Annotated in this window: 11 protein-coding genes; 6 read left to right on the top strand and 5 right to left on the bottom strand. The window is 73.5% G+C overall.

Annotated features, from left to right (window positions below):
- Positions 1-11: 11 nt before the first annotated feature.
- Positions 12-818, bottom strand: a complete 807-nt coding sequence (locus tag ACZ4Z1_RS00115; RefSeq protein WP_468484296.1) for an IclR family transcriptional regulator — start codon at positions 816-818, stop codon at positions 12-14.
- A 172-nt stretch (positions 819-990) separates the two neighbouring features.
- Between ACZ4Z1_RS00115 and ACZ4Z1_RS00110 the strand changes: the two genes are divergently transcribed.
- Positions 991-1,335 carry a bifunctional 3-phenylpropionate/cinnamic acid dioxygenase ferredoxin subunit gene (locus ACZ4Z1_RS00110; protein ID WP_468484295.1) on the top strand — a complete coding sequence of 115 codons (345 nt, stop codon included), beginning with the start codon at positions 991-993 and terminating at the stop codon, positions 1,333-1,335.
- Positions 1,332-2,558 carry an NAD(P)/FAD-dependent oxidoreductase gene (locus ACZ4Z1_RS00105; protein WP_468484294.1) on the top strand — a complete coding sequence of 409 codons (1,227 nt, stop codon included), beginning with the start codon at positions 1,332-1,334 and terminating at the stop codon, positions 2,556-2,558. The genes ACZ4Z1_RS00110 and ACZ4Z1_RS00105 overlap by 4 nt, the downstream gene beginning before the upstream one ends.
- Here ACZ4Z1_RS00105 and ACZ4Z1_RS00100 read toward each other — a convergent pair.
- Positions 2,467-2,955, bottom strand: a complete 489-nt coding sequence (locus ACZ4Z1_RS00100; RefSeq protein WP_468484293.1) for a hypothetical protein — start codon at positions 2,953-2,955, stop codon at positions 2,467-2,469. The genes ACZ4Z1_RS00105 and ACZ4Z1_RS00100 overlap by 92 nt on opposite strands.
- 299 nt (positions 2,956-3,254) lie before the next feature.
- On the opposite strand from ACZ4Z1_RS00100, the gene ACZ4Z1_RS00095 reads away from it, so the two are divergent.
- The 4 genes from ACZ4Z1_RS00095 (at position 3,255) to ACZ4Z1_RS00080 (ending at position 7,610) form a co-directional block, all read left to right on the top strand.
- Positions 3,255-5,999: a sensor histidine kinase gene (locus ACZ4Z1_RS00095; RefSeq protein ID WP_468484292.1), complete on the top strand. Its 2,745-nt coding sequence runs from the start codon at positions 3,255-3,257 to the stop codon at positions 5,997-5,999.
- A complete protein-coding gene (locus tag ACZ4Z1_RS00090; RefSeq protein WP_365847488.1) occupies positions 5,996-6,445 on the top strand; it encodes a roadblock/LC7 domain-containing protein in 450 nt (149 codons plus the stop codon). The genes ACZ4Z1_RS00095 and ACZ4Z1_RS00090 overlap by 4 nt, the downstream gene beginning before the upstream one ends.
- Before the next feature lie 26 nt (positions 6,446-6,471).
- A complete protein-coding gene (locus ACZ4Z1_RS00085) occupies positions 6,472-6,882 on the top strand; it encodes a DUF742 domain-containing protein (RefSeq protein WP_468484291.1) in 411 nt (136 codons plus the stop codon).
- A gap of 116 nt (positions 6,883-6,998) precedes the next feature.
- Positions 6,999-7,610: a GTP-binding protein gene (locus ACZ4Z1_RS00080; protein WP_468484290.1), complete on the top strand. Its 612-nt coding sequence runs from the start codon at positions 6,999-7,001 to the stop codon at positions 7,608-7,610.
- A 124-nt stretch (positions 7,611-7,734) separates the two neighbouring features.
- Here the strand turns inward: ACZ4Z1_RS00080 and glpK are convergent, their stop codons facing one another.
- The 3 genes from glpK to ACZ4Z1_RS00065 form a co-directional block, all read right to left on the bottom strand.
- On the bottom strand, positions 7,735-9,267 hold the full coding sequence (glpK, locus tag ACZ4Z1_RS00075; RefSeq protein ID WP_468484289.1) for a glycerol kinase GlpK: 1,533 nt from the start codon (positions 9,265-9,267) through the stop codon (positions 7,735-7,737).
- 57 nt (positions 9,268-9,324) lie between these two features.
- Positions 9,325-10,092, bottom strand: coding sequence for an MIP/aquaporin family protein (locus ACZ4Z1_RS00070; RefSeq protein WP_468484288.1), 768 nt, complete (start codon positions 10,090-10,092; stop codon positions 9,325-9,327).
- A 274-nt stretch (positions 10,093-10,366) separates the two neighbouring features.
- Entirely contained in the window at positions 10,367-12,052 is a 1,686-nt protein-coding gene (locus tag ACZ4Z1_RS00065) for an EAL domain-containing protein (protein WP_468484287.1), read from the bottom strand.
- Positions 12,053-12,094: the final 42 nt, after the last annotated feature.

Below are 12,094 nucleotides of genomic sequence, written 5' to 3'. Positions count from 1 at the left end.
GTGGCCGCCCCTCAGCCCGCGAAACCCATCCGGCGGGACAGGTCGGCGGCCGCCTTCACCGCCTGCCCGGCCAGCTCCGGGAGGAGCGGTTCCGCCATCCGGTACGCCGGTCCCGAGACGCCGATCGCGCCGATCACGGCCCCGTCGTGGGCCCGTACCGGCGCCGCCACCGCGTTCAGCCCGATCTCCAGCTCCTCGCAGGAGCAGGCGTACCCCTCGTCGGCCGCGGCGGTCAGCTGCCGGCGCAGCTCGCCGGGCGCGGTGAGGGTGTTGGCGGTGAACCGGGCCAGTTTGCGTTCCGCCAGGCGCTCGCGCCGCTCCCTGGGCAGGTGCGCGAGCAGCACCTTGCCGCTCGCGGTGGCGTGCAGGGGCGTACGCCGGCCCAGCCAGTTGTACGCGGTGACCGCCGCCGCGCCGCGCGCCTGCATGATGTTGACCGCCGCGTCCCCGTCCAGGACCGCGATGTTGGCGGTCTCCCCGGTCGCGTCGGCGAGCGCCCGGCACACCGGCTGGCCCTCCTGCGAGATGTCCAGCCGGATGGCAGCGGCACCGGCCAGCCGCAACACCCCCGCGCCCAGGTAGTACTTGCCGCGCTCGTGCTCCTGCTCCACGAGTCCGCGGCGCTCCAGGACGCCCAGGATGCGGAAGGCGGTGGACTTGTGCACCCCCAGCTCCTCGGCGATCTCGGTGACCCCGGCCTCGCCGAGGCGGGCCAGGATCTCCAGCACACTCACCGCGCGGTCCACGGACTGGACGGATCCGGCCGCTCCCCGCTTCTCCTCGGACCGGTCGTCGGCCGCCTCGCTCGTCTTCGCCATGGGTTCTGACGTCACCACCCGTCGGCCCCGGCGGGGCACGTCGAAGGGGCCCGGCCAAGAAGCGTCGGCGGCCCCTTGACGGCTCACTCCCCGGACTGGATTCTGTTGCGCAATGCGCTACGCGATGCGTTATTCAGAACGACATGATACCGATCAGCGCTGAGGGGGCCAGATGATTCCCGTCTGCCGCACCGAGGACCTGCCCGAAGGCGGGGCCGTACGGATCGAGATCGACGCCACCACACCCGCCATCGCCGTCTTCCGCAGCGAAGGCGGGCTCTACGCCCTCGACGACACCTGCAGCCACCAGGACGCCTCGCTCTCCGAAGGCTGGGTGGAGGGCTGCCAGGTCGAATGCCCGCTGCACGCCGCCCTGTTCGACCTGCGCACCGGCATGCCCAGCTGCCTCCCGGCCCGCCGTCCCGTCCGTACCCACGAGGTCACCGAGGCGGACGGCATGATCCACGTCCGGCCCGCCGCACGGGAGTCCACCGTACGGGAAGACGCCTACGCATGAGGACCGTCACCGTCGTCGGTGCCTCGCTGGCCGGACTCCACGCGGCCCGGGCGCTGCGCTCCGAAGGGTTCGACGGCCGGCTGGTGATCGTCGGCGCCGAGCGCCACCGCCCGTACGACCGGCCACCGCTGTCCAAGACCTTCCTCGCCCAACGCCCGTCGGAGGCAACGGAGCTGGACGGGCTCCGGCTGTGCGACCGGGACGAGGAGGATGAGCTGGCCGCCGAATGGCACCTCGGCACCCGGGCCACCGCACTGGACACCGCAGGACGCGCGGTGACCCTCGACGACGGCCGCACATCCCGCACCCTGCGCACCGACGGCGTCGTCATCGCCACCGGAGCCACCCCGTGCACCCTGCCGGGCCCGCCGCTCGCCGGCGTGCACGTACTGCGCACCTACGACGACGCCCACGCGCTGCGCGCCGCCCTCCACGACGGGACGCCCCGCGTGATCGTCATCGGCGGCGGCTTCATCGGCGCCGAGGCCGCTTCCTCCTGCGTCGCGCTCGGACTGCCGGTGACGGTGGTCGAAGCCGCGCCACTGCCGCTGGTGCCCCAGCTCGGCCCGGACCTGGCGCGGATCTGCGCGGAGCTGCCCGCCGGCCACGGGGTGCGGCTGCTGTGCGGTACGGGCGTCAAAGGGCTGCGCGACGACGGTACGGGCCGGGTGCGGGCCGTCGAACTCGCCGACGGGCGGCTCCTGGACGCCGACGTCGTGATCATCGGGATCGGGGTGCGCCCCGCCACCGGCTGGCTGAGCGGGTCCGGGCTGCGCCTGGACGACGGGGTGGTGTGCGACGCGGGCGGCGTGACGCCGGTGCCGCAGGTCGTCGCCGCGGGCGACGTGGCCCGCTGCGCCGGGGTCCGCGAGGAACACTGGACCAGCGCCACCGAACAGCCCGGCACGGCCGTACGCAACCTGCTCGCCGGCACCACCGTCACCCGGCACACCGCCCTGCCCTACTTCTGGTCGGACCAGTACGGCACACGCATCCAGCTGGCCGGCCGGCGCGGACCACGGGATGCCGTACGCATCGTCGAGGGCGACCCCGCGGACCGCAGCTTCCTGGCCGTCTACGAACGCGACGGGCACCCCACCGCGGCGCTCGCCGTCAACCGCCCCCGGCCCTTCATGCGGCTGCGCCGCCGACTCGCGGCGGACGCCGCCGCGCCTTGCGGGCCTCCCGCCGCGCCTGCCGGCGCTCCCGGCGCAGCGCCCTAGCCGTACTGCTCGGCTGCGAGCGCACCCCGTTGCGCTGCACCCACACCTGGCGCGTCACCCAGACGTCCAGCACCGCCCAGGTCGCGACCACCGTGCTCGCGACCGTACTGAGCACGGCCGGGAAGGCGAACCAGGCGCCCGCCATCGTGCAGAAGAACGCCACCATGGCCTGAACGAGCGTCACCGCCGCGATGATGACGGCCCGCACCGCGGCCGTACGCACCGGGTCGGCCATCCGGGGCCGGGCCGCCGGCTCCTCCTGCCACAACGCGCGCCTGTCGCCGCTCAGGTGCGCGCCACCGTCTTCGAGAACCATCTTCGGCGTCACTCTCCCCGTACCCGCACGTACCCGCCTGCCCCGCCTTCCGGGTGCCTGCCCGGCTTTCACCCGTTGCATGTCCGTACCGGCACACACCACCGCCCACCATGGTCACGAACGGGAACGGCGCCGGGTTCCCGGCCGATGTGATTTTCGGCCAACCGCTCCGGCGTACGGGCGGGTGTCGGAGAGGTATTCGAGGCCACATGTGTGGGCGGGTTGTCCGGTAATCAGCCGACAACTGCGGACGATCCTCCCCTGACCTGCGGATCCGGCGCCTGGGCGGGGCTTCGGTCAGGTCCCTCGTCAGTAGTAGGCTCGCGCCGTTTGTTGACGGAACACCATCCCCGTGCGCCGGGGTTGACGTAGGGGAGGCCATGCGCTTTCGAGGGAAGACGATCACTCGGAAGATCGCAGCGCTGCTGCTGGTGCCGCTGGTGTCCCTCACGGCCATGTGGGCGTTCGCCACGTACATCACCGGACGCGAGGCCGACCAGCTGCTCGGCGTCGGCAACGTCGTCGCCAAACTCGGCTACCCCGCCGAGGACGCCGTCCAGGCGCTCCAGCAGGAACGGCGGCAGAGCCTGCTCTACCTGGCCGACCGGCGCGGCGCCGACTCCCTGGCCGAGCTGCGCGACCGCACCCGCGAGACCGACAAGATCGTCGACAAGCTGCGCGGCAACGCCGCCGACCCCGCCGTACGCGACGACCTCAACGGCGTCGCCGGCGAGCGCATGGACGACATCCTCAAGGGCCTCGGCCGCCTGTCCACGCTGCGCACCCAGGTCGAGGACAACACCATCTCCCGCGACGCGGCCTTCGAGGCGTACAACGACCTCGTCGACCCCAACTACGAGTTCCTCGCGGCGCTGCACGCGCTGGAGAACGTCGAGATGGACAAGCAGGGCCGCGCCCTGGTCAACGTGACCCGCGCCCGCGAGGCCGTCTCCCGCGAGGACGCGCTGATGTCCGCGGCGATCGTCTCCGGCACCATGACCCAGCGCGACCTGCGCGCCTTCGCCGACCGCGTCGCCGAACGCCGCGTGCTGTACGCGACCAGCCTGCCCGTACTGCCCGGCGACGACCGCGCCGTCTTCACCGACTACTGGCAGTCCGCACCCACCCGCGAACTGACCTCCTACGAGGACCGCATCATCTACGGCGGCCCGTCCGCCGCCCCCCGCGCCGTCAACGCCGAACGATGGAACACCGCCGCGGGCAAGGTCCTCGGCGACCTCCAGCGGATGGGCCGGGAGGCCGGCGACCGCTACAAGGAGCGCGTCGAGCCGGTCGCCATGGCCGTCCTGCTCAAGGCCGGTGTCGCGGGCGTCCTCGGCTTCGTCGCCCTGCTGGTCTCCGTCATCGTCTCCGTGCGCATCGGCAGCAAGCACGTCAAGGACCTGATCCGGCTGCGCAAGGCCGCCCACGAGGTCTCCGGCGTCCGGCTGCCCAGCGTCATGCGGCGGCTGGCCGCCGGCGAACAGGTCGACGTGGAGACCGAGGCACCCCGCCTGGAGTTCGGCCAGAGCGAGACCGAACAGGTCGGGCAGGCGCTGAACACCCTCCAGCGGGCCGCCGTCGAGGCCGCCGTCAAACAGGCCGACATGCGCCGCGGCGTCTCCGAGGTCTTCGTCAACCTCGCCCGCCGCAGCCAGGTCCTGCTGCACCGCCAGCTGACCCTCCTGGACGCGATGGAACGGCGTACCGAGAACGCCGACGAACTCGCCGACCTCTTCCGCCTGGACCACCTCACCACCCGTATGCGCCGGCACGCCGAGGGCCTGGTCATCCTCTCCGGCGCGGCGCCCTCAAGGCAGTGGCGCAAACCCATCCAGCTGATGGACGTGGTGCGCGCCGCCGTCGCCGAGGTCGAGGACTACGAGCGCATCGAGGTGCGCCGGCTGCCGCGGCTGGCCGTCCAGGGCCCCGCGGTCTCCGACCTCACCCACCTGATCGCCGAACTCCTGGAGAACGCCACCGTCTTCTCGCCCCCGCACACCGCGGTGCAGGTGGTCGGCGAGCGGGTCTCCAACGGCTTCACCCTGGAGATCCACGACCGCGGACTGGGCATGGCCCCCGACGTCCTCCTCGACGCCAACCTGCGGCTCGCCGAGACCCCCGAGTTCGAACTCTCCGACACCGACCGGCTCGGCCTGTTCGTGGTCAGCCGCCTCGCCCAGCGCCAGGGCGTCCGCGTCTCGCTCCAGCCCTCCCCGTACGGCGGCACCACCGCCGTCGTCTTCCTGCCCGCCACGCTCCTCACCGAGGATACCGGCCGCGACGACGACACCGGCGGCCGGCGGATCGACGGCGGCCGGACCGGGGAGCTGGAGGCCCCCGGCGGCAAGCTGGCCGCGCTGGCCCAGGTGCCCGTACCGCTGCCCGACCCGCCGGACCGCACCCCGGACGTCATCGACGGGCCGGTCGAACTGGAACCCCCGCTCACCCGCGCGGAACTCGCGCAACGGGCGGCGGCGGACGACGAGGACAGCCTCTTCCGCGGCCGGACCGCGCACCGCGGCCCGCGCGACCCCGCTCGCGGCGCCGGCCGGGAGCCGGGCACCCTGCACCGCGCACGGACCCACCGCGACGGCAGCACCCCGCCCGTCGCCCCCGTCCGGCCCGCCGGCACCTCCGAGCAGCACCAGCAGACCCGTGACCAGGCACCGGCCGGCGACGGACCCGCGCCGCTGCCGCGCCGGCACCGCGCGCCCGTGCTGGTCTCCGACCACGGCCGGCCGGTCGACGCGGCGGCCCGCGCCGACGTACGCTCCGACGCGGAAACCGACGGCGACACGGATGCGGACATGGACACCGGTACGACAACGGAAACGGGCCCTGCCCCGTCCGGCCGGCCCGCCACGACGGCAGGAGGCCTGCCCCGCCGCGTACGGCAGGCCAGCCTCGCCCCCCAGCTCAAGGCCGAGCCCGCCGCACCGGACGAGCCGGGCACCGAACCCGCCGGCGCGGCGGACGACCGCGACGCCGAGGAGGTCCGCGCCCGCATGGCCTCGCTCCAGCGCGGCTGGCAGCGCGGCCGCCGGGACAACGGCGAGGACGGCGGGCGGGACGGCGACCCAAGCACAGCACCAGGAATGACATCGGGAGGGGACGGTCGATGACCGCACCGAAGGCAGCAGCGGCCAGTGCCGAATCGAAGGGCCCGCAGGGGTCGGGTGAGCTGAGCTGGCTCCTCGACGAGCTGGTGGACCGGGTGGGCAGCATCCGCAAGGCGCTCATCCTCTCCAGCGACGGTCTGGCCACCGGGGCGTCCGCCGACCTCACCCGGGAGGACAGCGAACACCTCGCGGCGGTCGCCTCCGGCTTCCACAGCCTCGCCAAGGGCGTCGGCCGGCACTTCGAGGCGGGCCGGGTGCGGCAGACCCTGGTCGAGCTGGAGGAAGCGTTTCTCTTCGTCAGCGCCGCGGGCGACGGCAGCTGCCTGGCCGTCCTCGCCGACGCGGACTCCGACGTGGGACTGGTCGCGTACGAGATGACGCTGCTCGTCAAGCGGGTGGGCGCCCACCTGGGCACCGCGCCCAGGGCCGGGCAGCCCGCCGGCGGCTGACCGGAGGATGACGGCACGGTGACGCCATGACCACAGACGGCCCGGCCAGGACCGGGCAGGGGGACGCCAGTTGGTACGACGACGAGGCGGGCCCCGTGGTGCGCCCCTACGCGATGACCCGCGGCCGGACCAGCACCGAGGCCGAACCGCATCTCGACCTGATCGCCCTGGTGATCGCCGAGGACCGCCACGGCGACCCGCTCGACGACCAGACCCTGTCGCCGGAGCACGTGGACATCGTCGGCCTGTGCCGCGACGCGCCGCTGTCCGTCGCGGAACTGGCCGCCGAGCTGGACCTGCCGCTCGGCGTCGTACGGGTCCTGATCGGTGACCTGCTGGACGCGGAGCTGGTCCATGTGAGCCGGCCCGTGCCCCCGGCGGAGCTGCCCGACGAGCAGATCCTCCGCGAGGTGATCGACGGGCTCCGGGCGCTGTGACCCCGCGCGGGCGCACCGCCGAGCAGCGGTACACCCGTGGTCGGCACCCCCCATGAACTGCGAGGACCGAGGAATGCGAGAGAACAGCACCAGCGGCGGACCGGGAGAAGACGGCCATGGTCTTCGGGCGCTCTGAACGCCGCCGCAAGCAGGACGCCCCCGACCCCGTCACCCTCAAGATCCTGGTGGCGGGCGGCTTCGGGGTGGGCAAGACGACCCTGGTGGGCGCGGTCAGCGAGATCAAACCGCTGCGTACCGAGGAACGGCTGACCGAGGCGGGCCGGCCGGTCGACGACCTCGCCGGTGTGGAGGGCAAGCGGACCACCACCGTCGCCATGGATTTCGGGAGGATCACGCTCCGCGAGGACCTGGTCCTCTACCTCTTCGGCACGCCGGGGCAGGACCGCTTCTGGTTCCTGTGGGACGAGCTGGCCCGCGGCGCGCTCGGCTCGGTCGTGCTGGCCGACACCCGGCGCCTGGAGGACTCCTTCGCCGCCGTCGACTACTTCGAGCGCCGCGGCATCCCGTTCATGGTGGCCGTCAACTGCTTCGACGGCGCGGACCGCTACCCTGCGGAAACGGTTCGCGACGCGCTGGACCTGGACCCCGAGGTACCGGTGATGCTCTGCGACGCACGCGAGAAGGACTCCGCCAGGGACGTACTGATCGCGGTCGTCGAACACGCGATGCACGTCAGCGCCCGGCGACGGGAGCCCGCGCTCCCCTGAGGCGCGCGGACGGAAGTACGGCCCGCACCCCGCCGTCCGGGGTGCGGGCCGTACGCCTGCCGGGGCGGTCAGGCCGTCTTCTCCGGAACGCCGGGCCCGTACGCCTGCCGTCCGCCGGGTGCGCCTACGCGCCGCCGCCGTCCCCTGCCTCGTGCCACCCGAAGCTCCGCTCCACCGCCCGGCGCCAGTTGCCGTACTCGCGCTCCCGCGTCGCCCCGTCCATCCGCGGCGTCCACTCGGTGTCCCGCTTCCAGTGCGCCGTCAGCTCGTCCAGGTCCTGCCACACGCCCGTCGCCAGCCCGGCCGCGTACGCCGCGCCCAGGCACGTCGTCTCCGCGACCACCGGCCGGATCACCGGAACGCCCAGCACGTCCGCCTGGTGCTGCATCAGCAGATTGTTGGCGGTCATGCCGCCGTCCACCTTCAGCGCGGTGATCTGCACACCGGAGTCCTGGTACATCGCGTCCACCACCTCGCGCGTCTGCCAGCTGGTGGCCTCCAGCACCGCACGCGCCAGGTGCGCCTTGGTGACGTAACCCGTCAGGCCCGTGATCACGCCGCGCGCGTCCGAGCGCCAGTACGGCGCGAACAGCCCGGAGAACGCCGGGACGATGTACGCGCCGCCGTTGTCCGGGACCCGCGCCGCCAGCTCCTCTATCTCGTCGGCCGAGTCGATGATGCCCAGCTGATCCCGGAACCACTGCACCAGCGCGCCGGTGATGGCGATCGAGCCCTCCAGGCAGTAGACCGGCGCCTCCCCGCCGAGCTGGTAGCCCAGCGTCGTCAGCAGCCCGCTCTTGGAGGGCACCGGCCGCTGCCCGGTGTTGAGCAGCAGGAACGAGCCGGTGCCGTACGTGTTCTTGGCCTCGCCGACCCGGTAGCAGGTCTGCCCGAACACCGCCGCCTGCTGGTCACCCAGCGCCGCGGCCACCGGCACCCCGCGCAACTGGCCCACCGCCGTCCCGTACACCTCCGCCGAGGACCGGATCTCCGGCAGCATCGCCTCCGGCACCCGCATCGCCGACAGGATCGCGGTGTCCCACTGGAGCGTGTGCAGATTCATCAGCATCGTGCGCCCGGCATTGGTGACGTCCGTGACGTGCACCCCGCCGTCCGTACCGCCCGTCAGCTTCCAGATCAGCCACGAGTCGACCGTCCCGAAGGCGATCTCCCCGCCCTCGGCCCGCGCCCGCAGCCCCGGCACGTTGTCCAGCAGCCAGGCCACCTTCGGCCCCGAGAAGTAGCTGGCCAGCGGCAGCCCGGTGGCCTCCCGGAAGCGGTCCTGGCCGTCCGCGCCGCCCAGCTCGTGGCAGAGTTGCGCGGTACGGGTGTCCTGCCAGACGACCGCGTTGTGCACCGGCTTGCCGGTGGAGCGGTCCCACAGCACCGTGGTCTCGCGCTGGTTGGTGATGCCCAGCGCGGCGAGCTGGTCGGCGCGCAGCCCCGCCTTGGCGAGCGCGCCCGCCACCACCGCCTGCACCTTGGCCCAGATCTCCTCGGCGTCGTGCTCCACCCAGCCCGGCTTCGGGAAGATCTGCCGGTGCTCGCGCTGGTCCACGGCGACGGTCGCGCCGTCCTGGTTGAAGATGATGCAGCGGCTGGAGGTGGTGCCCTGGTCGATCGCGGCGACATACCTGTCCGTGGTGCCGTCCGTCATGACGTCTCCTGACTCCTCGTAACTGGTCGGGTCCGGCTGCCGTACCGTCGCCGCCGGTCAGAAGACCGCGGTGAACACCAGGCCGGAGAGGACCGCGCCGATCAGCGGGCCGGCCACCGGAATCCAGGCGTAGGACCAGTCGGAGGTGCCCTTGTTGGGGATGGGAAGCAGTGCGTGGGCGATGCGCGGCCCCAGGTCGCGGGCCGGGTTGATGGCGTAACCGGTGGGCCCGCCGAGGGAGAGACCGATGCCGACGACCAGCAGCGCGACGAGCAGGACGTTGATCCCGGACCCGTAGACACCGGCGTCGGCGCCCGGCACCTGCCCGATCCCGATGCCCTCGTTCTTGCCGAAGAACAGCAGCGGCAGCACCAGCGCCACGGTGGCGATGATCTCGGTGACGAGGTTCGCCGCCGGGCTGCGGACCTCGGGAGCGGTCGAGAAGATCGTCAGCGTCGGCTGCGCCTTGTCGGCCTCCTTGTTGGCCGCGAACTGCGCGTGGTACAGCGCCCACGCCAGTACGGCGCCGAGCAGCGCCCCCACCATCTGCGCGGCGAAGTACAGCGGCACCTTCGGCCACGGCGTGCCGTCCGCGACCGCCGACCCCAGCGTCACCGCCGGGTTCAGGTGCCCGCCGGACAGCGGCGCGGCGGTGTAGGCCCCGGCGAGCACGCCCAGACCCCAGCCGAACGCGACGACGACCCAGCCCGCTGCCTTCGCCTTGGAGTGGTGCAGGGTGACGGCGGCGCACACGCCGGCACCGAAGAGGATCAGCAGGGCGGTGCCGATGACCTCACCGACGAAAATGTCCCCGTTGGAATACATGGCGGCTCCTTGTCCCTGGCCCGGGGGAGTGGCCCCGGTCCTCCGTGCAGGGTGCGTGCTTCCCGTGCCACAAGGAGGGCGGCGGGAGCTCGGCCGCCGCGCCCCGCGCGGCGTCCGCGTCGAGCGTGCCGGTGCGCCGGAACCGCCCCTGGGGAGTCGGGCAGCGTCTACCGCTGCCACGCGGCCGGGTCGCCCGGCTGTGGCGGTGCCGACGGACACCCGGAAGTGTTCACCGCAGGTGACGGGGCGTCAAGGTGCCAGGAGGGTACGGCGCTCAGTCCCCGCGCCGCCGCCCCCGGCGCACCTCGTGCCCCGGGCTGCCGGGCACCCCCAGCACCCAACTGCTGGCGCCGGTAAGCGACTTTGCCGCCTTCTTCAACGGTGCCAGCGCCGCCGCGGCCTGCGCGTGACCGGTCACGCTGCCCGGCGCGCACACCACCGTCGCCAGCGACAGCGTCACCGGCAGCCCGCCCGCCGACCACGGCGTGTCCAGCAAGGCCGCGGCGAACGGCTCCAGATCGTCCGGCGCGGCCAGCACCAGGAAGTCGTCCCCGCCGATGTGCCCCACCCGCGCCGCGGGCAGCCCCGCCGCCGTACGGGCCAGCGCCTGCCCCACGGCACGGATCAGCACATCCCCCGCCGCGAAACCCGCCCCGTCGTTGACCTGCTTGAACCCGTCCACGTCCAGCCAGCACAGCGCGAACGCCCGGCCGTCCGCGATCCACCGGTCCACCTCGGCGTTGACCGCGTCCGAACCCGGCAGCCGGGTCAGCGGATTGAGCCGCGCCGCCTCCTCCACCCGGCTCTCGGCCAGCGCCCGCAGGATGTCGGCCAGGTGGACGACACCCATGCAGCGGCCCTGCTCGTCCACCACCGCCACATCGTCGCCGGTCCGGTCCCGGTCGCCGCCGGTGACCACGTCCAGCACCTCCCAGGCGGTGGCGTCGGCGCTCACCGTCAGCGGCCGGTCGGCCAGCCGCAGCGCCGGGCGGTCGGCGTACAGCGCGTGCCCGTACCGGCCGGACAGCGACAGCAGGAAGCGATCCCGGTCGATGGCCCGTACGGGAACGCCGTCCGGATCCACCAGCAGCACCCCCGAGACCCCCGGGAACCCCGTCAGATGACTGCGTACGGAGCCCGCCGAAGCGGACATCGGCAGCAGCGCGGCGGGCTGCAGGAACCGCGTCACGGGCGGCCCGGCCGGCGGCAGCCCCGTACCGGACGGGACGCCCCCGGCGTAACCGCTCGCCACCGGCCCGTATCCGTCGCGCGGCTCCGGCAGATACACGTCGGCCGCCGGACGCCGCGCGGGCGGCGCGAACAGGAACCCCTGCGCCAGCTGCGCCCCCGCCGCCCGCACCGCCGCGTACTGCCGCTCCGTCTCCACGCCCTCCACCGCCAGCACGCTGCCCAGCACCTCGCACAGCTGCCGCATCGCGGCCACGGCGGCCCGCCCGCCCCGGTCGTCGTCCAGCCCCGCGCACAGCGAGGCGTCCAGCTTCACCAGGTCGGGGGCGAGGTCACCGAGCAGCCGCAACGGCAGGTCCCCGTCGCCGACCCCGTCGGCGCCGACGCGGTACCCGTCCTGCCGCAGCCCCGCCACCGCCTCCAGCAGCGCCCGCCGCGGTACGTGCGTGAAGGGTCCGCCGACATCGATGGTGATCTCCCACGGCCGGCGGCCCACGTCGTGCACGGCCTTGCGCAGCGCGGTCAGGCCCGGCAGCTCGGCGAGTGTCGCCGCGAACACGTTCACGTGCAGCGGCAGCAGCGTCTCCCGTCGCGCGGCGGACCGCACGGCGAGCCCGGCCAGCTCGGCGTCCAGGTCGGCGGAGCGCCGCGCCGCCGTCAGCACGTCGCCGCGTTCGGGGCGGGCGAGTATCTCCAGGGCGGCGACCGAACCGGTCGCCAGGTTCACGACGGGCTGGAAGGCGAATCGGAGCTGGTCCGTCCAGGCAGGCACGGCAGCAGAATGCCCACTCGGAGCACGGACGGTGCGTGATTC

This window comes from Streptomyces sp. NPDC030165, from assembly GCF_055573595.1.
The sequence above is the reverse complement of the archived record's forward strand: the minus strand, read 5'-3'. Positions and strand labels throughout refer to the sequence as shown.

What these genes read in the sequence shown, in the direction of transcription:
- ACZ4Z1_RS00085 (WP_468484291.1), top strand. Translation starts at nt 6,472, where the DNA reads ATGACCACAGACGGCCCGGCCAGGACCGGGCAGGGGGACGCCAGTTGG.
- ACZ4Z1_RS00070 (WP_468484288.1), bottom strand. Translation starts at nt 10,092, where the DNA reads ATGTATTCCAACGGGGACATTTTCGTCGGTGAGGTCATCGGCACCGCC.
- ACZ4Z1_RS00080 (WP_468484290.1), top strand. Translation starts at nt 6,999, where the DNA reads ATGGTCTTCGGGCGCTCTGAACGCCGCCGCAAGCAGGACGCCCCCGAC.
- ACZ4Z1_RS00115 (WP_468484296.1), bottom strand. Translation starts at nt 818, where the DNA reads ATGGCGAAGACGAGCGAGGCGGCCGACGACCGGTCCGAGGAGAAGCGG.
- ACZ4Z1_RS00110 (WP_468484295.1), top strand. Translation starts at nt 991, where the DNA reads ATGATTCCCGTCTGCCGCACCGAGGACCTGCCCGAAGGCGGGGCCGTA.
- ACZ4Z1_RS00100 (WP_468484293.1), bottom strand. Translation starts at nt 2,955, where the DNA reads ATGCAACGGGTGAAAGCCGGGCAGGCACCCGGAAGGCGGGGCAGGCGG.
- ACZ4Z1_RS00105 (WP_468484294.1), top strand. Translation starts at nt 1,332, where the DNA reads ATGAGGACCGTCACCGTCGTCGGTGCCTCGCTGGCCGGACTCCACGCG.
- ACZ4Z1_RS00090 (WP_365847488.1), top strand. Translation starts at nt 5,996, where the DNA reads ATGACCGCACCGAAGGCAGCAGCGGCCAGTGCCGAATCGAAGGGCCCG.
- glpK (WP_468484289.1), bottom strand. Translation starts at nt 9,267, where the DNA reads ATGACGGACGGCACCACGGACAGGTATGTCGCCGCGATCGACCAGGGC.
- ACZ4Z1_RS00095 (WP_468484292.1), top strand. Translation starts at nt 3,255, where the DNA reads ATGCGCTTTCGAGGGAAGACGATCACTCGGAAGATCGCAGCGCTGCTG.